General features: G+C 46.4%; 20 protein-coding genes and 1 pseudogene. 8 read left to right on the forward strand and 13 right to left on the reverse strand.

The genetic code is table 11. The annotated features are described in order from the left end of the window. The first annotated feature begins 147 nt into the window (after window positions 1-147). From QUA20_RS32095 to QUA20_RS22755, 3 genes are all read left to right on the forward strand, one after another. Entirely contained in the window at window positions 148-456 is a 309-nt protein-coding gene (locus QUA20_RS32095; protein ID WP_445304700.1) for a hypothetical protein, read from the forward strand. A 204-nt stretch (window positions 457-660) separates the two neighbouring features. Then, window positions 661-2,808 carry an adenylate/guanylate cyclase domain-containing protein gene (locus QUA20_RS22750; RefSeq protein ID WP_333191346.1) on the forward strand — a complete coding sequence of 716 codons (2,148 nt, stop codon included), beginning with the start codon at window positions 661-663 and terminating at the stop codon, window positions 2,806-2,808. Beyond that, window positions 2,801-4,279, forward strand: a complete 1,479-nt coding sequence (locus QUA20_RS22755) for a mechanosensitive ion channel family protein (protein WP_333191347.1) — start codon at window positions 2,801-2,803, stop codon at window positions 4,277-4,279. Before QUA20_RS22750 ends, QUA20_RS22755 begins: the two co-directional genes overlap by 8 nt. 72 nt (window positions 4,280-4,351) lie before the next feature. On the opposite strand, the gene rimI is transcribed toward QUA20_RS22755, so the two are convergent. Continuing rightward, window positions 4,352-5,029: a ribosomal protein S18-alanine N-acetyltransferase gene (gene rimI / locus QUA20_RS22760; protein ID WP_333191348.1), complete on the reverse strand. Its 678-nt coding sequence runs from the start codon at window positions 5,027-5,029 to the stop codon at window positions 4,352-4,354. Between the two features lie 185 nt (window positions 5,030-5,214). Here rimI and lysA point away from each other — a divergent pair, with 185 nt between their 5' ends. The 3 genes from lysA (at window position 5,215) to QUA20_RS22775 (ending at window position 8,517) form a co-directional block, all read left to right on the forward strand. Beyond that, window positions 5,215-6,648, forward strand: coding sequence for a diaminopimelate decarboxylase (gene lysA / locus QUA20_RS22765; RefSeq protein WP_333191350.1), 1,434 nt, complete (start codon window positions 5,215-5,217; stop codon window positions 6,646-6,648). Between the two features lie 208 nt (window positions 6,649-6,856). After that, window positions 6,857-7,750, forward strand: coding sequence for a diadenylate cyclase CdaA (gene cdaA / locus QUA20_RS22770; protein ID WP_333191352.1), 894 nt, complete (start codon window positions 6,857-6,859; stop codon window positions 7,748-7,750). A gap of 20 nt (window positions 7,751-7,770) precedes the next feature. Further along, window positions 7,771-8,517 carry an isoprenyl transferase gene (locus QUA20_RS22775; protein ID WP_333191354.1) on the forward strand — a complete coding sequence of 249 codons (747 nt, stop codon included), beginning with the start codon at window positions 7,771-7,773 and terminating at the stop codon, window positions 8,515-8,517. Between the two features lie 290 nt (window positions 8,518-8,807). Here the strand turns inward: QUA20_RS22775 and QUA20_RS22780 are convergent, their stop codons facing one another. The 8 genes and pseudogenes from QUA20_RS22780 to QUA20_RS22815 form a co-directional block, all read right to left on the reverse strand. Further along, a complete protein-coding gene (locus QUA20_RS22780) occupies window positions 8,808-9,080 on the reverse strand; it encodes a DUF3143 domain-containing protein (protein WP_333191356.1) in 273 nt (90 codons plus the stop codon). Between the two features lie 104 nt (window positions 9,081-9,184). After that, on the reverse strand, window positions 9,185-9,664 hold the full coding sequence (locus tag QUA20_RS22785) for a DnaJ domain-containing protein (protein ID WP_172185484.1): 480 nt from the start codon (window positions 9,662-9,664) through the stop codon (window positions 9,185-9,187). 179 nt (window positions 9,665-9,843) lie between these two features. Beyond that, window positions 9,844-10,422: pseudogene (locus QUA20_RS22790) on the reverse strand (NIF family HAD-type phosphatase). Between the two features lie 57 nt (window positions 10,423-10,479). Continuing rightward, window positions 10,480-11,364 (reverse strand): Rpn family recombination-promoting nuclease/putative transposase, encoded by an 885-nt coding sequence (locus QUA20_RS22795; protein WP_333191358.1) that lies wholly within the window; start codon window positions 11,362-11,364, stop codon window positions 10,480-10,482. 62 nt (window positions 11,365-11,426) lie between these two features. Continuing rightward, window positions 11,427-13,010 carry a chloride channel protein gene (locus tag QUA20_RS22800; protein ID WP_333191360.1) on the reverse strand — a complete coding sequence of 528 codons (1,584 nt, stop codon included), beginning with the start codon at window positions 13,008-13,010 and terminating at the stop codon, window positions 11,427-11,429. A 388-nt stretch (window positions 13,011-13,398) separates the two neighbouring features. Then, window positions 13,399-14,835 carry a hypothetical protein gene (locus QUA20_RS22805; protein ID WP_333191362.1) on the reverse strand — a complete coding sequence of 479 codons (1,437 nt, stop codon included), beginning with the start codon at window positions 14,833-14,835 and terminating at the stop codon, window positions 13,399-13,401. 59 nt (window positions 14,836-14,894) lie between these two features. Beyond that, window positions 14,895-15,410 carry an isoprenylcysteine carboxylmethyltransferase family protein gene (locus tag QUA20_RS22810; RefSeq protein WP_333191365.1) on the reverse strand — a complete coding sequence of 172 codons (516 nt, stop codon included), beginning with the start codon at window positions 15,408-15,410 and terminating at the stop codon, window positions 14,895-14,897. A gap of 169 nt (window positions 15,411-15,579) precedes the next feature. After that, complete coding sequence (locus QUA20_RS22815; protein WP_333191429.1) at window positions 15,580-16,524, reverse strand: aldo/keto reductase; 945 nt, start codon at window positions 16,522-16,524, stop codon at window positions 15,580-15,582. A gap of 150 nt (window positions 16,525-16,674) precedes the next feature. Here QUA20_RS22815 and QUA20_RS22820 point away from each other — a divergent pair, with 150 nt between their 5' ends. Both QUA20_RS22820 and QUA20_RS22825 read left to right on the forward strand, forming a co-directional pair. Then, on the forward strand, window positions 16,675-18,108 hold the full coding sequence (locus QUA20_RS22820; protein WP_333191367.1) for a BCD family MFS transporter: 1,434 nt from the start codon (window positions 16,675-16,677) through the stop codon (window positions 18,106-18,108). A gap of 93 nt (window positions 18,109-18,201) precedes the next feature. Continuing rightward, window positions 18,202-19,032, forward strand: coding sequence for an inositol monophosphatase family protein (locus QUA20_RS22825; protein ID WP_172185497.1), 831 nt, complete (start codon window positions 18,202-18,204; stop codon window positions 19,030-19,032). A 426-nt stretch (window positions 19,033-19,458) separates the two neighbouring features. Here the strand turns inward: QUA20_RS22825 and QUA20_RS22830 are convergent, their stop codons facing one another. The 4 genes from QUA20_RS22830 to QUA20_RS22845 form a co-directional block, all read right to left on the reverse strand. Then, window positions 19,459-20,028: a PIN domain-containing protein gene (locus QUA20_RS22830; protein WP_333191370.1), complete on the reverse strand. Its 570-nt coding sequence runs from the start codon at window positions 20,026-20,028 to the stop codon at window positions 19,459-19,461. A 3-nt stretch (window positions 20,029-20,031) separates the two neighbouring features. Further along, window positions 20,032-20,502 carry a helix-turn-helix domain-containing protein gene (locus QUA20_RS22835; RefSeq protein WP_333191372.1) on the reverse strand — a complete coding sequence of 157 codons (471 nt, stop codon included), beginning with the start codon at window positions 20,500-20,502 and terminating at the stop codon, window positions 20,032-20,034. Between the two features lie 151 nt (window positions 20,503-20,653). Continuing rightward, window positions 20,654-21,235 carry an NAD(P)H-dependent oxidoreductase gene (locus tag QUA20_RS22840; protein WP_333191375.1) on the reverse strand — a complete coding sequence of 194 codons (582 nt, stop codon included), beginning with the start codon at window positions 21,233-21,235 and terminating at the stop codon, window positions 20,654-20,656. A gap of 38 nt (window positions 21,236-21,273) precedes the next feature. Further along, window positions 21,274-22,155 (reverse strand): ChaN family lipoprotein, encoded by an 882-nt coding sequence (locus QUA20_RS22845; protein ID WP_333191377.1) that lies wholly within the window; start codon window positions 22,153-22,155, stop codon window positions 21,274-21,276. Window positions 22,156-22,489: the final 334 nt, after the last annotated feature.

Below are 22,489 nucleotides of genomic sequence, written 5' to 3' on the forward strand. Positions count from 1 at the left end.
TCATTTTTTTATGGTCACAATCAAGTATTGCATATAATTGTATCACAATCATGATAATGATTTAGGATTGCTATAGTTGAAAATTGCTTCCAAGCGATACGGAATGATAATTCCATAGGTATCAACTTAAACCTGAAAATTGATGGTATTTCGGCAGAAAAAACCGAAAAAATTTGTAGCGGTCTTCGAGAAATTCCGAAGTCAATTGATATCTTGACAGGAAAGTTTTTTATCTACTTTAGCGAGATAAATCAAAATTCTCGGATTATTAAAATTAGGGTTTTTGCTAATACAAATGGTAACTCTCAATTATACTTTGATACCATCGAAAAACTCAACTTAGCGATACTGACTCTATTGGAGAAAGAGCAGATTAATCTATTCTCCTATTATCCGGTGCAACTTCAAACCAACCTTGGAGAAGCTCAAAATAACTTAGAACGGATTGAAAATTGACAAATCCGACAAATACATCACAGGCATTAGACATCTCCGAAAAAGAATAGAGAGACGCGAAATTTTGCGTCTCTCTATTAATTAGACAAGAGACTTTTCCAACAATTCGTCTAAAATATTTGTAGCAAATTGGTTAAAATGCAATTTATGGAGATGTCTAGTCTAAAATCCAAAAAGAAGGCAAATAATATTAGGAAGCATCCTATGAAATTACTGAATCAATTAAGTATAAAGACAAAACTCATAGTCATGTTGCTGGTAGTCAGCCTTTGCGCTATGCTCGCCAGCACCTATATATGCTCTAGCAGTGGAAAAGCTACTCTGACCGAAAAAGTTTTCAACCAATTAACGAGCCTTCGGGCGGCCAAGACTTATCAAATCCAAGATTATTTTGAAAGCCTTTACCACCACAGCCAAACCTTAAGCGAAGACCTGACAGTCGTCGGTGCCATGCAGGAGTTCAAGAGTGCCTACCGCCAACTTGAACAATCAACAGTACCAGCGGATTTTGAAGCAAAAATTGATACCTACTACCAGACACAATTTATACCCAAACTAACGCGAACTAACGAGGGTTCGCCGGTTCTGGCATCCTACACGCCAAAAACCGCCGCTGCCCGTTACTTGCAGTACCACTACATCGCTGCTAACCCCAACCCCGCTGGCAAAAAACTTCTCCTTGACAATCCAGGCGACGCCAGCGCTTACAGCCGCGCTCACGCCCGCTACCACCCTATTTTTCGCAATATCGTTGAAAAATACGGTTACTACGATATGTTTTTGATCGATCCCGAAGGAACAGTTGTCTACACGGTTTTTAAAGAAGCCGATTTTACCACAAACTTAACCAACGGCCCCTACAACGAGAGTAACCTAGCATCCGCGATCGCCGCCGCACGACAAGCAAATGGAACGGGCTATGTAAAAATAGTAGATTTTAAGCCCTACACCCCCTCTGGGAGTGCGCCTGCGGCTTTTATCGCTGCCCCAATCTTTAACGGCTCACAATTCATTGGTGTTTTGGCGTTCCAGCTTCCCGTTGACAAAATTAACAATGTGATGACTGGGAACAAAAATTGGAAACAAAATGGTCTGGGCGATTCAGGAGAAACTTATCTGGTTGGGTCGGATTATTTAATGCGCTCTGCGTCTCGTTTCCAGATTGAAGACCCAGAAGGTCATGCAAAAACTCTACGCTCGATCGGCACTGATGAAAAGACTGTCAAGAAAATCAAAGAGTTCAATACTACAATCCTCCTACAGGAAGTGCAAACAAAAGCAGTAAAGGAAGCGTTGTTTGGAAAACAGGGTACGCAGGTTATCGACGATTATCGTAATATTCCAGTTTTGAGTTCTTATGCTCCACTAGAGATTGATGGATTGAGGTGGGTTATCTTGGCGGAGATTGATGTTTCTGAAGCCTATGCCTCAATTCACTCGTTTGAAAAAAAAGTTGTGATTGGAGCTACTATAATCATCGCGCTAATCACGCTTGTTGCGATCTGGCTGACCTCAATTTTTGTCAAACCCATCAATACTTTAATTAAAAGCGCTCGTAAGGTGGGATCTGGGGAATTTGACGCGGTTGTGAAATCGGGTTCGCAAGATGAATTTGGAGAGTTGGCTAAGTCATTTAACCAAACGATAGCCAGCCTTCGTGCCGAAACTCAACTAATCGAACAGAAAAATCGCGAAAATGAAGCATTAGTCTTAAATATATTTAGTCCCGCAATCGCCAAACGCCTCAAACAGGGCGAGCGAGAAATTGCCGAGCAGATTTCTAATGTCTCGGTCTTGTTTTCCGACCTCCACCAATTCACCAAGCTCGCTCAATCAATGTCCCCTCAAGAGGTTGTTGGCTTGCTTAATGAACTGGTAACAGCCTTCGATGAAATGACAGAAAAATACGGTTTGGAGAAGATTAAAACTATTGGTGACGGTTACATGGCTGTATGCGGGCTTGGTGTGCCGCGTCTGGATCATGACAAACGCACGGTAGATTTTGCTTTGGAAATGCTGTCGTTTGTCCGCCGATTTAATTATGAAAAAGACTTGCATCTAGACCTGCGGCTCGGCATCAATTCAGGAGATGCGGTTGCGGGCGTGATTGGCAAAAATAAATTGCTTTACGACGTTTGGGGCGATACTGTAAATATTGCCAATAGGTTGAAGTCGGCTTGTCCCCCCGGCTCGATCTTAGTTTCTCAGGACATCTGCTCGCGCCTGCACGATATATACGATTTTGAGCTGGTTGGTGAAATTCAAGAACCTGGAAAAGAAAAGCTAGTGGCTTGGCAAGTCAAAAGTTCTAAGCTGACCGTAAGTGTTCGAGAGGAAGATGTCTATGAGTAATTTAAGCTTTTCAAACGACTGGCAAACCTGGGCGGTAATTGTCGGATTAGGGTTCCCACTCTTAGTAGTTTTACTAGGAGAAGTTATTTATCATCTACAAAGGCGCGGTAGACCGCTGGCGGCTACGCTGCGGGTTGTAAAAAACCTCGTCCTGCCCGTCTTAATGCTGATGGTTTTAATCAGGAATGTCGTGAAGCTTGACGTTGACGGGAATTTTGCAAAGCTCGTCGCAACGCTGTTTTGGATATCTGTTATCTACGCTTCTCTCTCGCTGTTTAATGTGATTTTGTTTGAAGAAGCTGAGGCAAATACATGGCGGGGACGGATGCCAAAACTGCTGGTCGATCTTTCTAGGTTGTTTTTGGTACTTGTGGGAAGCGCGATCGTACTGGCGGCGGTGTGGGGTGCAGATTTGGCGGGTCTTGCTACGGGATTGGGCGTTAGCTCGATCGTGATCGGTTTGGCGCTTCAGGACACATTGGGCAGCATTATGTCGGGCATTGCGCTGCTTCTGGAACGCCCCTTCAGCGTGGGTGATTGGTTGCGCATTGGAGATATCGAAGGTCAGGTAGTTGATATCAATTGGCGGTCTGTTCGCCTGCTAACTCTCCAGCGACAGGTGATTATCGTTCCCCATCAATTCGTTGGGAAAGAAATAATTCATAATTACAGCCAACCAGAACGCATTTACAACCAACGCATCAATATTGGCTTTTCCTACGATAGCCCTCCTAACCTGGTGAAGCAGGTACTGCTAAGTACAGCTTTGGCGACACAGGGGATATTAGCCGAACCCGAACCCGAGAGCAAAACCACATCCTATGATGAGACTGCAATTATCTATGAGGTGGAGTTTTTTATCGAAAACTTTGAGGATATGGAGCAGATACTCGATCGATTTATGACGCGAGTCTGGTACGCAGCGCAGCGAAACAACCTGACGCTATATCGCTACCGATATGAATATGCTGTAGAACCTGAGGACAAGGCAGATAGCGCTTCAAGTAAGTTAGCCCAAAGCTTGCACTCAATTCCCGGATTTATGCCTTTAGCTAGAGAACCCAAAAATTTGGATGACTTAACTAAGGGAACTATTTTGCAGAAATTTGGTGCGGGAGAGAAAGTCATCCGGCAGGGCGACCCTGGTAATGCTTTGTACATTATCATTGCGGGTCAGGCTAAGGTCACAGTCACAAACAAGTTTGGCAGGGAGTTGGATGTAATGACTATCTTGCGGGGTGAGTTTTTTGGCGAGATGGCACTGTTTAGTGGGGAACCGAGTCCGGTATCGATCGTCGCCGTTGACGATTTGCAAGTTATTGTCATCTACTCAGATGCTGTAAATACGATGATTGAACGTCAACCCAGCTTAGGGCGCGAGATCGGTCAAATTATCGAAGCGCGGAGCAAAGCGGTAAGTATGGCCGTGCAGGCAGATGTTTCTTCCCACGCTGATGTTGATTCTCTATGAGGATTTTGAACTCTATTGATATAGAGTAACCAATTATTGGTCAATGCAAGTTAAAGCCCCAATAAATTACATTCAAAACTCAAAACCATCGATCGCCAAATGCCAGTTTTTCTGATGCAGCCGATCGCAAATTTGCACTTTTTCAACCGCTAAATATTGCTGGAATTCTGGTTTCTCTATGTTGTTGCGCCACATTACCAGAGCATCTTCTCCGGTGTCTTCGTAGTATCGTTTCCGCCGTCCAGCCTCTTTAAAACCAAATTTTTGGTAAAGAGACACTGCGGCTAAATTAGATTCACGCACTTCTAAGGTTGCCCGTTCTAATTGTCTGTAGTGAGCCTTTTTTAGTAAAGCCCAAAGCAGAGCTTGTCCTAAACCCTGACCTTGAAAGCGAGGATGAATTGCCAAAATTGTAATGTGAGCTTCTTCTAAAATTGCCCACAGACAACCCAAACCGATGAGAGTTGGGGTAAGTTTTGAGTTGGGAGGTACTGGCGAGGAACTCTCAACACTGAGCGGTTTTGAGTTGAGAATGCTGTTGGGTTCGATCGACTCGAATTCACTGTCGAATCTTTCTGATTTGCCGACCTCGGTTTCCGATGCCCACAAACCCAGTAAATCACTGTTAGGACTGTCTAACTCGCGTCTGTAGCCTTCGATCGTCCAAAGTCCGCCAAAACAGAGCCGATCGAGTTCTACTGCACTGTTGAGGTGTTCGGCGGCGAGATGTTTAATTTGTAGAAAACGCACGGCTGTAAATTGTACACTGGAAAACACGGTAGCGATTAGCTGTTTGTTGCTAGTTGTGAGTCATGACTCACAAGTCTCCAGACATTAGTCTACTGCCAACGACTGCTGACTGCTGATTAATGACTGCCGACTGCTGACTGCTGATTAATGACTGCTGACTAATAACCTAGGATAGTTATTGCGCGATGGTATCAACTCAATCTTTAGGGGTGGAATCGGGACTTAAGTATCTGTCTGAGTCTCAACAAGCCCTGCAACATCGATCGCCAAATCAAGAACTGTTACCGCTGACAGCCAGCGTTAACAGCAGCGATCGGTTGGAAATCGGAGGCTGCGAGGTGACAGCCTTGGTCGAGCAATTTGGCTCGCCGTTGTACATTTTAGACGAAGAAACGCTGCGGGCGGCTTGCACCCAGTACCGGGACGCTTTCGGGCGTTACTATCCGGGCGAATCTCAAGTGATCTATGCTTCTAAAGCTTGGAGTTGTTTGGCAGTTTGCGCGATCGCAGCTTCGGAAGGTTTAGGCATAGATGTCGTATCCGCCGGAGAAATCCACACAGCACTGCAAGCCGGTGTCAGTCCCGACAAAATCTACTTCCACGGTAACAACAAGTCCCGCGAGGAACTCCAGCTAGCTGTCGAAAACGGCTGCATTACCGTAGCCGACAATTGGCGGGATTTAGAGACTCTAGCAGAGTTGGGAGAATTGGGTGTCAGCAGCCTCACAGGTGGGCCGACACGAATTATGGTGCGGTTTACTCCTGGAATTGAGTGTCACACCCACGAGTACATTCAGACGGGTCAAATCGATAGTAAATTTGGCTTCGATCCCAACTCGCTCGATCGAGTATTTACTTTCATCAGCCAACAGCCGTCATTATTTTGCGTGGGAGTGCACGCTCACATCGGCTCTCAGATTTTTGAACTACAACCCCATGACGATTTAGCTGAAGTCATTGTTCAGGCCTTGACAAAAGCACTTAGTTATGGGTTGCCAGCAACAGAAATTAATATTGGCGGCGGGTTGGGCATTCGCTATACTGAAGCGGACGATCCTCCCAGCATTGAAGATTGGGCTCGTACAATTTGCTCCGCAGTGGTAGCAGCTTGCGAGCGGCAGCAATTGCCATTACCAAAATTGCTTTGCGAACCGGGTCGATCGCTCGTCGGTACAGCCTGCGTCACTGCTTATACCGTTGGCTCTCAAAAAGTCATTCCGGGAATGCGGACGTATTTAGCTGTAGATGGAGGGATGTCGGACAATCCGCGTCCTATTACCTATCAATCAGTTTATCGAGTCCTGGCAGCCGGTAAAATGTCTGCTCCCTTAACGGAAACAGTGACAATTGCTGGGAAACACTGCGAATCAGGCGATGTTCTGATTAAAGATGCCAAATTGCCAGAGTGTCGGGCCGGAGATGTCCTCGCGGTTACGGCTACAGGGGCATACAATTACAGCATGGCTTCTAACTACAACCGAGTACCCCGACCGGCAGCAGTTTTAGTGAGAAATGGGGAAGTTAACACGATTATACAGCGGGAAACTTACCAGGATTTGCTAAGGCTTGACCGCCTTCCTGAACGACTCGGAGCTCAAAAGTTAAAAGTTAAAAGTTAAAAGTTAAAAGAAAGACAATCCATCTTTACTTAATGATGATTGCTTTTTCACTTTTAACTTTTGCCTTGTTCAGTCACGCGATTGGATTGACACTCCCCGGTCTAAAAACACGGGGATTTTCAGCATATTCCTTATAACAACTGTTCATGGTTCACGGGTTCGAGTGCATCACGGTTCGCGGTTCACAGGCGGTAGCGTTCGATGAACCATGAACAATCAACAATCTGGCTTTGACTTGGCCCTGGTTCAGTCCTTATTGATTCAAGGGATCGATATTGGACTGGTTTTTGCCCTTGCGTATTTGGTGCTCGTCATTGTGGGCGAGCGCAGAACGCTGTGGATGGTACGGGGATTTATCATTTTGATGCTGGCGGCGGCGGTGAGCAACTGGGCTGGATTGAGGCTGTTGCACGTTGCCCTCAACAGCTTGGTGACTGGTTCGGCTGTGGCAATGGCGGTAATATTGCAGTCGGAGTTTCGCCGATTTCTGGAACAATTGGGTCGGGGGGAATTTCGGCAATTGTTTGGACGAGATCGCCGGCCAAATCCCGAACCGGACAGCGTAATAGATGAAATTGTGGACGCAGTAAAAGAACTTTCGCAAAACCGCACGGGCGCTTTACTAATTATAGAAACAGATTCTCCGATCGACGATCGAGATTTTTCGGTGCCGGGATTAAAGCTAAATGCAGAAGTTTCTAAAGAATTGTTGCAGACAATCTTTCAGCCGCAAACTTTGCTGCATGACGGAGCTGTTTTGATTCGAGGTTCGCGGATCGTGTCGGCGGGGGTAATTTTGCCTTTGTCCGATCGCAGCGCGTCGCGGCAGTTGGGAACCCGCCACCGGGCGGCGATGGGGATTACGGAACGGGTGCAAGCTTGCGTGTGCGTGGTGGTGTCCGAAGAAACGGGTTCTATTTCTTTAGCCCAGATGGGAATGTTAAATCGACCTTTGACTAGCAGCAAACTTAAGGAATTGCTGGAAGCAAAGCTGTTTCCGTCGGAGGGAGAAAGAGCTGTGGCTCCAATTCCGATCGGCAATCTCGGACGCCAGATAGGATTGAAGGGAGTGACGCTATTAAAACGGATACTGCGCCGTTAGTCGGGTAATCGGGAGAAACCATGAGTCAAGGAATTTGCTTGGAAAAGTTGCCGGAGGATCTGCAACAAGAACTACTGCCTAAGCACATAGCAGTGATTATGGACGGGAACGGGCGCTGGGCTAAGAATAAGGGGTTGCCGCGGATTGCGGGACACCGCCGAGGAGCTAGCACTCTGAAGGAACTGCTGCGCTGCTGCAAAGATTGGGGGATTCCTGCTTTAACGGCCTATGCTTTTTCGACGGAGAATTGGGGGCGGCCGGCTGGAGAGGTGGATTTTTTAATGAGTTTGTTTGAGGGTAAGCTGCGCCAAGAATTGCGGGAGATGGTGGACGAGGACGTGCAAATTCAATTTATGGGGAATTTGCAGGCTTTGCCGAAGTCTTTGCAGGCGGAAATCGAGCGTTCTGTGACGGCAACTCAGCACAATCAGGGAATTCTGTTTACGGTGGCGACGAATTACGGGGGGCGTCAGGAGATTGTACAAGCTTGTCGGGCGATCGCCACTCAGGTGAAAGAGGGCAAGTTGCAGCCGGAGGAGATTGATGAGGTTTTATTTAAACGCTATTTGTATACTGCTGATGTTTGTGACCCGGATTTGCTGATCCGGACGAGCGGGGAAATGCGGTTGAGCAATTTTCTGCTATGGCAAATGGCTTATTCGGAAATTTACATTACTGAGACGCTGTGGCCGGATTTCGATCGATCGGAGTTTCACCGCGCTTTGTCTGATTATCAGCAGCGCAGTCGCCGATTTGGCAAAGTGTAACGATTTGGGATTTGGGATTTTAGATGTTAGATTTTTTGGTTGATTTTTCAGTTTCCCAGTAGGTTTCGATTCTGAGGGAGCATCTCCATGAAAGTAAAAAACGTTTTTACGACCTGCGAGGGTCCCGCACAGCACAGTACAGCGGGACCCTCGCACTCCCATGTAGATGCTTGCACGCTTAATGCTGCTGATTCCCAATCTAAAATCTAATACCAATTACACTCATTTCTGGCTCAACATAACGATTTTAGATTTTAGATTGGAGGAGAAATCTCAAATCTAAAATCAAATTAGGGGCCGGAGAAAACGGCAGATTCAATGTCCTGACGCGAGAGGGAGTATTTGAAGGCTCGCTGAATATCTTGGCCGTCGGCTCCAGCATTGATGTAACGGATGGTGAGTTGGTCGATATCGAGGGAGAGTTCTGCTTTCCAGGTAGGTCGATCGATCTGCCAGGAGTGGAGTTCTTGCCGGTCTTGCTGGCAGCCGCGGCTGATTAGCCACTGCTCGATTTCCGGTAGCGGATGGTTGTACAAAGGAGTGTCAGCGGAAGGAAGAGTCATGGGATTTTAGATTTTAGATTTTAGATTTTAGATTGAGGATTGGGGATTGAGGATTTTAGGCTTGGGATTGGGGATTGAGGATTGGGGATTTGGGATTTGAGGCTTTAATTGCCGCGAATTAAGCCGATCGCGATCGCCAGTACCAAACATCCGATTAAGCTAGCTCCCATGATAAACAGAGCGAACATTTCTCCGGGGGAAAGAGGTCGATCCGTGGGATCTAGGTAAGCGGAGTTGTAAGTTTTTTTGCCCGAGCCCGAAACCGGAGTATTGAAGCCTGGGGGCGGCGCAATCACGTTCAGGCGAGAATAGCCTATTTTGAGGTCGTAGGCGAGGCGACGTTCTGGGTTGCTGAGGGTGGCGTAGGCGTTGTTGAGCTGCTGAAATTTGGCGGTGGCGACTGCGGGCGACAGGTCGGTGGTATCGGGATGGTAGAGTTTGCTCAGTTCCCGGTACGATCGCCGAATTTCGATCGCAGAGGCTGAAGGATGCAGCCCTAACAAGCTGTAATGAGTGGAACCCAAGGGGGTTTTTTCGGGTATTTTTTGACTTTTGTTTTTTGCAGTTGCCTCGTTTCCTGCCACCGAAGCCCCTCTCTGCCTATTGTTTATAATTTTCTATCTATTTTAGCCCAGAGTTGAGGGTAGCGCCACTGTCTGCGATGTCGAGGGGTTGAGGGTGGGCGATCGGCGACGGCAAGTAACATCAAACTCAGCACCAAGATATTGATGCCGTCCGCTTCATCGATTTGTTATGCGACTTACTACGTGTTTGAGATATCTGACTCACCGATCGATTGGGTAAGCCGATTTCGCCAGAACCTTTTCTCGACACTGCGGATATTTTCTTCATATCTGAGTTTATCCAAGTAAAGCAGCAAATACTTCAATTCCTTATCCGTCTCATCCCCCTCAAAGGGGTTTACTCGCACCAGATTGCCATAGCTGCGCTCCCACTTTTGAGGCGTATCATCTACTGCAATGATTGACTCTAGACGATACCCTTTGCGCTTGACCTTTTTGATATTTTTGCGATTGTAATATTCAAACCATTCAAGATCGTAAGTAACTGTGCAGCGATCGCTTGCCCACACAAACGATAAAGTTTTAGGATTTTTAAAGATGGCTGACACAATTGCGATCGCATAAGACGGCGTAGAAGATGTCCAAACTGCAACCTCAAACCAGTCTCAGCAATTTTTCAAAAAGACATCAAGAAACGGTCGTTTGTAAATGTGATATGGCTCTACTAAAAAGTCAGCTTGCCGATGGAGAGATGCTTCGGTAGCATAAATTAAAGTTTCATCAAGATCGAGGATCAATAGTTTTTTGGGAGCATCCATAATCAAAAATCGTTCATCACTATGTCTGACGCCAATCCTGTACCAAATTACTTTAAGCTATGAATCGCCCCGCAAATTTTGCACATCCTCAACGCTAAGCCCGGTAACTTGGCCGATCGTGGCATTATCTAGCTGTGAAATTAATTGTCTGGCGATCGCGATCGCCTTTTCTCGCATTCCTTGTTCTCGTCCTTGTTCTATGCCTTGTTCTATGCCTTGTTCTATGCCGTCCTGAACAGCTTTAATAATTGCTCCCTGTTGGTCATAAATAAACTGTTCTCTTCTGTCCAAATCTTCCACTTCCTCTCTGCTCAAACTGGCTTGATTCGCAATATTAAAAGCTTCATGTATTTCTGGTATGCTATCCATTGTTTCTGGAACCGATGTCAGACTTCTCGCATTTTTCATAAAATAAATCCATTTGTCTGCTAAAGTTTCAAGTTCCTCCTGTCCTTTGCTAAACTTTGGCAACTCTACAAACACTAAATCCAGCTCGTTTTCGGGATAAGTCAAATTGGTCTTGACTTCTTTGAACACAAATCGGGAAGTAAATTCAGGGCTGTTAGGAAACATTTCAAAATCAGTAATTGTCAGAGCAATTACTGGCTTCAGCATTCGATATCCTTGGGCTGCTTCCAATTGAAAAGCGTAAGTCTTCGCTGCATTGTACAAAACTCGTTTCCCAAAAGACTGGACGTTGAGCACTTGCATTTCAATAATTACTAAAGTGCCATCGTTGAGTTTTGCTTTCACATCCAGATAAGTATCTTTCAAACCTTCAAGTTTGGGAGGAAGATTCGGGTTGATAATTTCTAAGTCTTCAATGGTGGGATTGCCTTCATAAATTAGAGCGTTGAGAAAGCTAATTAGAATGTCTTTGCTTTCTGAGGAACCGAATATTTTTTTGAAGGCGTAATCGGTTTTAGGGTTGATAAATATCATAGTTGTCAGATTTAGCTTTGAGATTATTGGTTTTGTGACGAACCAACGCGATTGGATCAGGGTCAAACTGCTGATTTTGTTTCAGGTAATGGTTTGACATTTTCCTGCAAATGTGCATTGGCGATCGCCAGCACAGGCTCATCGTCCCTGTGTTCGTCATCAATGGGAATTTGGCAAGAAATCAGTTCTGTAACGATGCGATCGCCCAGAACATCTTCCCAATCCTGCAACTGTTCTCTGGCTTTGATCGGTGTATTGATAGCCACGTCTACGCCCATTTGCTGAAGGTTGAGGCTGTGGGCTGTCGATCGGCGGTTGACACACTCCACCAGCCAAACGCTCAATCCGACTGCTGCCATCAAAGGCAAGACAATCCGATAATCGCGGGTTAATTCAAACATCAATAGGATGGCTGTCAGCGGTGCTCTGGCACTCCCGGCGAGCACGGCTGCCATTCCCACCATTGCGTAGGCGGGAGGGCCGGCGACTCGATCGCTCATTGCCGGCAGCATTTCCAAAAAGAGACCGTAAGCCGAACCCAAGGAAGCTCCCAAAAACATCGCCGGAGCGAAGATGCCGCCGACTAAACCGCTACCGAGGCTGATTGCTGTCATCGCCAGTTTGACAAACAGCAGCAGCAGCAGCAAAGGCAAGGAAAATTTAACATCTTGGAGCATTGCTTGGACTGTTTCGTAGCCGACACCCAAAATTTGAGGAAATTGCAGGGCGACTAAGCCGACGCAGGCCCCGCCGATGATGGGCTGAAGCGGCCGGGGCAGTCGTCCGAGCCAAGCAAATCCTCGGATTTTGCCTTGAAAACAGCGATCGGCTAATTGAATTGCTTCTGTGTAGGCTAGGGAGACTCCGCTCGCCAAAAGTCCCAATCCCATGTACAGAGGAAGTTCTAGGGGGCTGCGGACATCGTAGATCGGCAAAGAAAAAGCCGGCTGAGCTCCCAAGCAGATTTGAGCGATGAGCGCGGAAACTACGGCGGAGAGCAAGACAACGCTGACTGACGAAGTGGCGAAGGTGCTGCCGAGCACGACTTCTAAGGCAAAGAAGACTCCGGCGATGGGAGAGTTAAACCCGGCGGATAAACCTGCTGCTGCTCCGGCACCGAGGAGCAAGCGCTGCCGTTCTGGGGAGAGCTGCAAAACTTGAGCCAGCAGCATTCCGAAGTTGGCGCCGATTTCGACGCTGGGGGCTTCCGGGCCGAGGGAGGCGCCGGTGCCGAGGGAAACTGAGGCTGCCACCATTTTGGTGATGGGTTTGAGGGGGGAGAGTTCTTGCAGGCCGCGGGTGGCTGCAATTAAGGAAGACATATTCGGGCCAAAGTCCCGAAACCGCCAGCGCATCAGCCCGATGATCACTCCGCCGAGGGTGGGAATGCAGGCTAGCGTCCAAGAGCCTTTCGAGGCGATCGCCCCCATGAAGTCTTCCAGCATCAGGCTGTGGATGAAGTGGATGAGATAGTGAAAGGTGACGACGCCTGCGCCCGTAACTCCCCCTATGACTAGGGAGAGGATGAGCAGGAGGGTTTCTGGGCTGGGGTGCAGGCGGTTGAATAGCGGGCTTAGGCGGGAGGCTTGGGGAGTTGCTGCGGTTGGCCCGGGTGGCGGCAGATCCACAGGAGGGGTGACTCTCATTTAGCGGTTAATTCTTCTGTGAGAAGTTAGATAAATATTACATTTTATTTCTTTTTTTAATTTTGAGTGATTTTACGGGAATTGACAAGTTAATTAAGGCGTATTTTAGGGGGGGAATTTTTGGGGCTGGCGGCTGGGGTGGAATGACCGATTAAGAGAGTCAGCACATTTGGCGCAATTGTATTCTCAGTTACATTCAAACTTAGATAGACTCTCGCGATCATGCTAATTAAGTATATTTACAGTGTTGGCGCTTAGGGCGATCGCATCAGTGAACTTGTAATATCGTATAACTCCGTGAAACACAACATTGTGATTAAAGAAATGGTGATTTGAGATTTTACCTTAAAACCACAAATATCAAATCTCAAATCCCTCGCGCATAATATCAGATCGGTTGTTGAGTGGGCGGGATTCTTGGTCTGGGTTTGGCGATCGACATTAGCGGATCGCCGATGGTGGCGACTTTCCAGGGAGGGGAGTCTAGCTGGCGTGCTGCGATTAAAAAGGGTGCCCCTCGCTTCAGGCGATCGACCATTAATTTAGGCGGAATAAATGCAGATAAAAGAGGTTCGTTGACGCTGCCAATATATGCGTAAGCACCATTTTGTAGCCACCGTCCGGCAACGGTGTTGGTGTCATCAGGGGCTGCTGCTGACCAACTGTGGATCATGTGGATTGCTGCGGGAAATTGGAGTTTTGGTATGTCCTCGACAGAAGCGTCGCCGTTACCGACTTGAAATGATTTTGGATAGCCTTTGGAATTCATTAATATTAAGTCAAATGTCCACGGTTTGGAGGCTAAACTCCGCCACTTTTGCAAGCTAGATTCTGGTTTCTGCACTATTTCGACATTCAAACCTATGGTATTTAGTCCGCTAGCTGCTTCCTCCATTTCATATTTTCCCCAATTTCCTTCCTTGGGGTAACTGTCATAAAGCATGGCGGTTTCGGTATCGAGAAATAACGCGCACATGGCTTGATAGATCGATCGCACTTCCGAGCCGTAAATCCAGCCGACCGCCGCCCAGCGTTCGCCGTTGGGGTGCCTTCCCAAACCATCGGTAACGGCTAGTTGTTCGTCTGGTTTTCCAGGAGATTGATATTTGACTGCTAGTTGGCGTACAATGGTTATTGTGTCGATCGGGTCTGCGAGTTGAGAGTAAAAATATCCGGTTGATTCGACAGCTTTTGTAACTGCTGTTTGCAGAGTTTTCCACTGTGTGTTATTAAGGGTATCGTTGGGTTTTCCGAAGTTGCCTTCTAGAAATACTAAAGGTTGACCGTGAGCGGCTGCTAAGGCAACTGCTGCTGAGCGTGCGGGGTCATTTTCTGATGTGATTACTACTCCTGGGGGCTCCCAGCCGAGTTGCGTCCATTTTGCTTTTAAGGTTTGAGTATCGGTGGCATTCCAGGCTGCTGCTGCTGCGTTCCGCATTAATTGTTGAAGTTTTTGATTTTTTGGCAGTTGCTGTTTGATGCTTGGCAAACGGACTATTTCTTCGGGTTTAAATCGCTGTAAAAACATGGGCGCATATTTTTTGTCTTCGATGAGAATAGGCCAGTTTCCTTTGAGATTCCATTTTTGGATGGCTGCTAAGAATGTGGCTTCGTCGGGTACTAAAACTATGCGGTTGACTGTTGGTATGTTGGATCGGAGGATGGCTGCTCGGAGGCCTGTTTGAATTGGCCAGGGTTCTTGTTTGGCTGAGGCGGGAAGTTGAAAGGGTTTGGTGAGAAAGCTGCACGCTGTTAATTGCTGTGACAAGCATAAAAATAGTGTTAATACTAGCAGTATAATTTGTAGTTTTTTGTGAAATTTCATTTTTTAACCGCAGATTGAAGCAGATTAACGCGGATTAACGCAGATGGAGAGGGGTTCTGTTAATAGATTCCGGGAATTAGTTTTTTGACTTGCTGGCTGTATTGTGAATAGTCTGGATATTTTTGGGTTAACCAGGTTTCTTCTCGATTGGCTTTGATGTCAAAAAATATTATTAATATTGCGCTGGCTATTAAGTGCGATATGCTCATTTGAAAAAGTGTCCAGCCGAGGGCTGCTAAAATTAAGCCACTATATAATGGATGCCGCACTATTCCGTAAATGCCTGTTTGGACTAATTCTCCGTTTTCTATGGGATACGGTAAAGGTGTGAGGTTTTTTCCTAAGTCTATCAATGCTTTGATAATTAAAATTAATGCGGTTAAGCCGAGAATACTTGCTACAATCCAGGTAAGAGCAAGTAATTGAGTTGATTGAATTTTTAATCCTGGCAGTTGATAAACTGGTAAGATTACAAATCCTGCGAGCAATGCTCCTTGAAGCAGGACTAAATATTCGCCGCGGCTGTTATTGCGCCAGCCTTCGCGCGTGAAGCCCCAGTCAGTTAAGATTTTCATAATTGAAGGAAGAAGGAAGAAGGAAGAAGGAAGAGGGAAGAGGGAAGAAAGGAGAGGGGAGAAGGAAGAGGTGAGAACAAAGTGAACTGTAGGTTGGGTAGAGTGAAGTAAAACCCAACCTACGGCGAACAGCGAACAGTCAACAGTCAACAGTCAAGAATTAACAAATTTATTCTCGCCAAGGACGTGTCATTAATTCTAATTGGTTGACTTCATCTTGGCTCAAATTCCAGCCTAATGCGCCTGCATTTTCTTGGGCTTGTTTGGCGGTTTTGGCGCCGGGAATGGGGATGACTCCGTTTTGGCATATCAACCAGTTTAGGGCAACTTGGGCGGGAGTTCGATCGCGCTTTTTGCCCATTTTCCGCAGCGTGGACATGACTAATTCAATTTTTTCGAGGCCGCTTTTGCTGAAGCGGGAGTCCATTTTGCGGGCTCCTGTAGGTGGTTCTTGGGCTGTGTATTTGTCGGTGAGCAATCCTTGGGCTAAGGGGCTGTAAGCTAAAATTGTGACCCCCAATTCGCGCGCTGCACTCACAATTCCTTGTTTTTCTACTTGCCGCGACAGCAAGGAGTACCGGACTTGATTTGTTGCTAGGGGAACGCCTCTGGCTGCTAGTATTTTGTGCGCTTGGCGCATCTGTTCTACTGAATAGTTGCTGACTCCTACTGCTTGAATTCTGCCTTGTTTTACTTCGTCGGCTAAGGCGTTCATCAGGGTTTCTTGACTGAGTAAAAAAGCAAACGGCCAGTGCACTTGGTAGAGGGCTATTTGTTCTACTTGCAAGCGTTTTAAGCTGGCACTCAAAGCGTCGGAAACAGATTTTCCTGTGATCCGCCAAGGTAGGGGACCGAATTTGGTGGCTATTTGCACGGGTTGGGTGGTTTTTTTGAGAAACTGCCCCAGTAATTCTTCTGACAAGCCGTTACCGTAGACTTCGGCTGTGTCGAAGAAGTTGACTCCGCTGTCTAGGGATGTTTTGAATGCTGCTTCGACTTCGGCAGCGCCGTAGTTGCTGCCGTAGTTCCAAAATAGTTTGTCGCCCCAAGCCCAAGTTCCGACGCACAGGGGAATGACGGCTGGGCCGTTTTGTCCTAGGGTAATGGTTGTCACGGTTGGTAAATCCACAGTTATTGATTCTCTTTATTTTTATATGAATTTATACGAATAATCGCGATCGAGCTTCTAGCCGGGGGAGGAAACGCGGCTGGTGGCGATATCTCAGTTACTATAAATGCAAATGCTGTGTTTATTTGAATAGTTATGTCGATCGACCGTTTGCCAGATTCAAGATTAACAGATTCCGCGACTCCTGCTATCAAGAGAGTTACCCTGCTGACTATGTTCCGGTTGGGTTTGTTTCAGATGGGATTGGGCATGATGTCGATTTTGACGCTGGGGGTGCTCAATCGCGTGATGATTAAAGAGTTGGCGATTCCGGCTACTGTGGTGGCTGGTACCCTGGCCATGCACCAGTTTGTCGCCCCGGCTAGGGTGTGGTTCGGACAAATGTCTGATGCTAGGCCTTTGTTTGGCCATCACCGCACGGGTTATGTGTGGGTAGGAAGCGTTTTGTTTGTGATTTCTGCTTTTTTGGCGGTACAGGTAATGTGGGGCTTGGGCGGCAGTTTGGAGGCTGTGGGGTGGACGACTGCTACTTACGGTTGGGTGGGTTTGTTGGGTTTGATTTTTGCGCTTTACGGTATTGCTATTTGTTCGAGTTCGACTCCTTTTGCTGCTTTGTTGGTGGATGTTTCGGATGAGGAAGATCGATCGAAGTTGGTGGGTGTGGTGTGGTCGATGCTGATGGTTGGTATTATTATCGGGGCGATTATTAGCAGCGGTTTGCTGAAGCAAATTGATGGGGATGTGTCGCGCGAAGTGTTGCAGGCTTCGATTAACGGTTTGTTTGTGAAAGTGCCGGCGCTTGTTTTGCTGTTGGTGGGGATTGCAACTTTTGGGGTTGAGAAAAAGTATTCGCGGTACAAAGTGCGATCGAGCGCAGTGAATCGAGAAGATAAAATTACTCTGGGAAGTGCGCTGCGGATTTTGACTGCTAGCCGTCAAACCGGTTTATTTTTTACTTTCCTGCTGATTATGACAATTTGCTTGTTTATGCAGGATGCGGTTTTGGAACCTTACGGCGGGGAAATTTTTAAGATGCCGATTTCGGAAACTACTCGCTTGAATGCTATTTACGGTACTGGTGTGCTTTTTGGTTTGAGCGCCACTGGCTTTTTAATTGTACCGCGCATCGGCAAGCAAAATACGATTAGATTGGGCTGTTTGTCGGTGGCTGCTTGTTTTGGCTTAATTATTTTATCTGGATTCACAGGAAATCCAATTGTGTTTAAGTCGGCTTTAATGTTGTTTGGTTTTTCTTCGGGAATTACGACGACTGGTGCGCTGAGTTTGATGTTGGATTTGACTGCTGCAGAAACTGCTGGGACTTTTATTGGTGCTTGGGGTTTGTCGCAGGCGATGGCGCGGGGTGTGGCGACGGTTAGCGGCGGTGCTATTTTGGATTTTGGCAGGAGTTTGTTTGGGGTGCCGATGTTAGCTTACGGGTTAGTTTTTGCTGTGCCGGCTGCGGGTATGATTCTGGCTGTTTGGCTGTTGGGTAGGGTGGATGTTGGGGAGTTTCAGGATAATGCTAAAAGTGCGATAGCCACAATTCTTGAAAATGAATTAGACTGATGTTTTGTCAGTTGGTCGGTGTCAGTTGTCAGTTGGCCTGTGGCAGTTGTTAGTTCCAATACTCAATAACCAATAACTAATAACGAATAACTAATGACTAATTTTTGGGATTCTATTTTAAGTTTTGCACGGGTTACTGTCGAGAGAGTCGGACAGAAGTTGTTGCAAGATTTCGGTTCCGTGCAAGCGGATGAGAAGGATGACGGCAGTTTGGTTACGAAATCCGATAATTGGGCGGATGCGGAGATTAGAAGTGCGATCGCATCTGCTTTTCCCACTCACGGGATTTTAAGTGAGGAAGGAGAACAGGTTTTCCCAGATACTGAATGGTGTTGGGTTGTCGATCCTTTGGATGCTACAACTAATTTTGCTAGGGGAATTCCGATTTGGGGTATTTCTTTGGGTTTGTTGTATCGCGGAACTCCGGTTTTTGGCTACGTGCATTTGCCGCCAATTAATCAGTCTTTTCACGGTTTTTGGGCACCTGATTTGGCGGGCGGCGTGTTTGACAATATGCCTCAAGGTGCGTTTTTAAACGGGCAGCACATTCGGCCGAGTGCTGATAAAATGAGCGGCAATCATTTTTTTAATTTGTGTTCGCGGAGTGTGGGAATCGGGCCTCATCTTCCGAGTAAAGTTCGGATGTTGGGCATGGCTAGTTACAATTTTTTGACTGTGGCTTCGGGTGTGGCTATGGGAGGGGTGGAAGCGACTCCGAAAATTTGGGATATTGCGGGGAGTTGGGTAATTGTGAAGGCTGCTGGTGCGGTTTGGTTGCCGCTGGAATCCCAGGGGATTTTTCCGCTGGAAGTGGGGAAGAATTACGGTAGGATTTCTTATCCGACTTTGGTGATGAATCGGCAAGAGTTGGTGTCGGTATTTTTGCCGTTTGTGGAGGCTTGGAAGAAGAAAAAAATGGGGTAATTTAGGTGAATCGAAGCTATCTCGTAGGAAATCGAACAATTATTAAATAAAACTGCAGGGCAGGCGTAACGGAGGAGTCTCCCACGCCTGCCGTGCTGTTTGGAAGAAATATACCGACCGATGACCGATGGTTCAAGTATGCCTACTCTCGTCTATTTCTGGCAATCTGCGATCGGGTGGTTTTGTTTTACGTCGATCGGGTGATGCGGTGCTGCTACAATTTGTGGTAACTTTTCCACTAGCTATTATCTCTAGGAAATAAAATTATGCCCGTTTTCAAGTAGAGGCACAATGGAAAATACGTTTACTGCGGTGTTGGAAAAAGTAGATGAGTGGTATATTGGCTAGGTTGAAGAGTTAGCCTCTGGGAAGATATAAGAATAAACCTTGAAAGAAACTCGGAAAAGTCTGCGATTTGCGATCGAACTAATCTCGATAGCACAATTCTCGCATCCGAGTTGCTGACAGCGGCAGTCCTAATTCTACCAGCGTTACCAAATACTCGTCAGGCGTTTTTGGTGGATTCTTGAGCCTGATTCTTTGTTTCTCCGCTGCTTTGCATACTGTTTGCCAGTTGAGGTCAAGCAAGTCTAAAATAAAATCATCTGGATGCTGCGCTAAAATGTCGTAAGGTGCAAGAGCTTGTTCAGGAAAATCTTTGAGATTGAAAGTAATAATAAACTTAGAACGAGAGTGAATTGCAGCAGCGAGGACATGACGATCGCCCGGATCGGGAAGTTCTAACTCTTGTATAATTGTCTCATAGCCTTGCACCAAGCAATTTTCAACACTTGCATTCATTAATCTTTTGGTTCTGGCAAGCTGTTCAAATCTTATATCGGGACGGTTTATAAGTACATTTCTCATCCACTCGTCGTGAATTTCTTCAGTCCAACGTGCCTCAACTATGTCGGTAGTTGCCAACTCTACAAATAAGTCACGAAGAGATGCAGAATACAAAACATTAGCATCGTAAACAACAGTTAAAATTGCCATTTATTAATGGTACAAACCGAGTGCTTCTGATTCAGATACAAGCATATCCCTAATTTTACTGCTTTCTTCGGAACTTTGTTTCTTATATTCCATTAAATCTTCGTAACGTATCCGGCGACTGTTCCTAACTGTCTTGTAAGGAATTTTTCCCGCATCCAGCAACTCCCGCATATATTTATCGGAAACTCCCAGGATGTCTGCTGCTTGATAAATATGAAGTTCTTTAGTAATGGGAGTTAGCTTGACAGTATTGCCGCTGCTTGTCTGTTGCAAAATTGCTAACAGTAATGGCAACGCTACGGCAGGTATGTCAATTGTCTTTCCCTCTTTTTCGTTTATTATCAATTTGAGGGATTCGCCAGACGGATGATTTTGCAAGTGCGATTCTAAAGCGTGGCTGCTGGTTTTGGCAACCGCTGCTTCTGCTGCTGTGGGTAAAGCAGGTGCTGAGTCGGGATCTCCGGTGAATGTCATGTTAATTTGGGGGTGAGAATAACAGGCGATCGACTACGATCGTAGCAATTTTTTTGCGAGGCGATCGTACTTGATGCAGCCAGCAAAATAACAGATGCTGGGATTGGGACACAACATTGCTGTGTCCCTACTGCAAAATGAATTTATTGCCTTATGCAATTAATTTCGACAGCACATTAGACAACTTAGCACCGAGATTCTCCACAGAGTCCTGCTGTTTGGGATCTTTCATCGTACCGTCAGCATTAAATGCTTCAAAAGCTTGGGGAACTGCTTTCTGATCGGGGAGCACCAATACGTTAATATTCCCTAGGATCGATCGCAAATGAACCAATCCCCGCAAACCGCCGATTCCGCCTGGGGAAGCACTCATAATTACCGCTACTTTGCCCGTAAATGCCACCAATCCCGGTTCACCGGGTGCTGGCCGCGATACCCAATCGATCGCATTTTTCAACACAGGCGTAATTGAACTGTTATACTCAGGGGAAGCTATCAAAAACCCGTCATGCGCTACCATCAATTCCTTCAATTGCCGAGCATTTTCTGGCATTCCCTCTTTGGCTTCTAAATCTTCGTCAAATAGCGGCATGGGTAAATCGCGCAAATCTAAATATGTAACTTCTGCACCCGCCGCCGTAGCCCCAGCCGCCGCAACTTTTACCAGCAGTTTGTTATAGGACGCTTCGCGGGTACTTCCGGCAAATGCAAGTATTTTTGGTCTGTTTGTCATTGATTTTTTCCTGATTATTGTTTCCGCGTGTAATTGTACTATTTCGAGTGATTCCAAACAAAGTCAGCAATGGGTCTATCTGCCGACAAAACAGGATTGTCACTGGAATTGAATAAAACCGATCGCATTTTTACATTCCCGACTCCCAAACGCCTCTCGACGCGACTGGGAATGCCGTAACCGTAAATAATGTGTCCTTTACCCGCCAACACCACAACTTGATAGTCGGGGTTTGCTTTGACAAATTCAGCTATTTTTTCCGCCATAGTTTCGTCCCACAAAACTTGGGCTTGCAAGAATCTTTCAAAAGCCGTACTATTTCCCTGTGCTGCCTTTTGGTGTTGCTGGTAAACTTCTAGCAGCATTTGCCGGTATTCGGCGTTGTCGGTGCGAATTTCGGATATTGGCGGAATGTGCTTTTTTTCCTCGGCTGTGAGGCTTTCTAAACCTTGACTGGCAACTTTTCTCGTTACTTCGGACGGTGTATTTAAGGCGAGGACAGGTAGTTGATTTTCTTTGGCAAACCGCAAAATGGGGGCGTAAGATTCCCAGGGAAAGCGCCACCTGCGATCGTACTCTGTTTGCTCGACTAATTGCTGTTCAGTCAGTTTACCTGCTAAGTAGTTGTCGATCGCGCTTTGAAAGGGGCGCTGAAACATTTCTAGGGCGATCGCAATTTTCCGATTTTGCCGCTGCATTTCTCGGATAATCTTTAGTTGAGCTTGATGGTCTTCCGCGCTATCGTGGGTTTCTCCCAGATACACGACTTTTGCCTTCACCAACTGTTGCAGAATCTCTTGGTTAGTGTAAGTCTGTGGAGGTTGAGGGTTCGCCGTCGTTTGCGCTGTCACTGCACTGCTGCACAGCAGAAAGATACTCAGCGATAAGGCGCACAGTTTGATGAGTTTGGTTGTTTTCATATAGATATTATGCCGTTTCTCGCAGCAGCAAGCACAGCCGAACTATACTATTTTAGATGAGCAGCTAGAAAGCTCAATGCTTAATTTAACTTCATAATTATCCGCAGTTGCTTCTAAAAATGTAAAGTTTAGTTGCAGGTACTTGCGATTCTAGAAGAAGGTGATAAATTAATAATATGAAGCCAACAAAAAGCTTCTCCGACAGATACCAAATCCAGATATCACAGCGAAGTTCACAATAGAATCTAAGGAGTAAAAACGCTGTTTAATCTCACATCTGTCTCATTAAAAACCAATAGCAGCACCCACCAACAAAGCTGATAATTCCTCAACT

The sequence above is a fragment of the Microcoleus sp. Pol7_A1 genome (genome assembly GCF_036701085.1).
Lineage (GTDB): Bacteria > Cyanobacteriota > Cyanobacteriia > Cyanobacteriales > Microcoleaceae > Microcoleus > Microcoleus asticus.

What these genes read in the sequence shown, in the direction of transcription:
- cdaA (WP_333191352.1), top strand. Translation starts at nt 6,857, where the DNA reads ATGAACAATCAACAATCTGGCTTTGACTTGGCCCTGGTTCAGTCCTTA.
- QUA20_RS22825 (WP_172185497.1), top strand. Translation starts at nt 18,202, where the DNA reads ATGACTAATTTTTGGGATTCTATTTTAAGTTTTGCACGGGTTACTGTC.
- QUA20_RS22755 (WP_333191347.1), top strand. Translation starts at nt 2,801, where the DNA reads ATGAGTAATTTAAGCTTTTCAAACGACTGGCAAACCTGGGCGGTAATT.
- QUA20_RS22845 (WP_333191377.1), bottom strand. Translation starts at nt 22,155, where the DNA reads ATGAAAACAACCAAACTCATCAAACTGTGCGCCTTATCGCTGAGTATC.
- QUA20_RS22830 (WP_333191370.1), bottom strand. Translation starts at nt 20,028, where the DNA reads ATGGCAATTTTAACTGTTGTTTACGATGCTAATGTTTTGTATTCTGCA.
- QUA20_RS22835 (WP_333191372.1), bottom strand. Translation starts at nt 20,502, where the DNA reads ATGACATTCACCGGAGATCCCGACTCAGCACCTGCTTTACCCACAGCA.
- QUA20_RS22780 (WP_333191356.1), bottom strand. Translation starts at nt 9,080, where the DNA reads ATGACTCTTCCTTCCGCTGACACTCCTTTGTACAACCATCCGCTACCG.
- QUA20_RS22795 (WP_333191358.1), bottom strand. Translation starts at nt 11,364, where the DNA reads ATGATATTTATCAACCCTAAAACCGATTACGCCTTCAAAAAAATATTC.
- lysA (WP_333191350.1), top strand. Translation starts at nt 5,215, where the DNA reads ATGGTATCAACTCAATCTTTAGGGGTGGAATCGGGACTTAAGTATCTG.
- QUA20_RS22810 (WP_333191365.1), bottom strand. Translation starts at nt 15,410, where the DNA reads ATGAAAATCTTAACTGACTGGGGCTTCACGCGCGAAGGCTGGCGCAAT.
- QUA20_RS22820 (WP_333191367.1), top strand. Translation starts at nt 16,675, where the DNA reads ATGTCGATCGACCGTTTGCCAGATTCAAGATTAACAGATTCCGCGACT.
- QUA20_RS22805 (WP_333191362.1), bottom strand. Translation starts at nt 14,835, where the DNA reads ATGAAATTTCACAAAAAACTACAAATTATACTGCTAGTATTAACACTA.
- QUA20_RS22775 (WP_333191354.1), top strand. Translation starts at nt 7,771, where the DNA reads ATGAGTCAAGGAATTTGCTTGGAAAAGTTGCCGGAGGATCTGCAACAA.
- QUA20_RS22840 (WP_333191375.1), bottom strand. Translation starts at nt 21,235, where the DNA reads ATGACAAACAGACCAAAAATACTTGCATTTGCCGGAAGTACCCGCGAA.
- QUA20_RS22750 (WP_333191346.1), top strand. Translation starts at nt 661, where the DNA reads ATGAAATTACTGAATCAATTAAGTATAAAGACAAAACTCATAGTCATG.
- QUA20_RS22800 (WP_333191360.1), bottom strand. Translation starts at nt 13,010, where the DNA reads ATGAGAGTCACCCCTCCTGTGGATCTGCCGCCACCCGGGCCAACCGCA.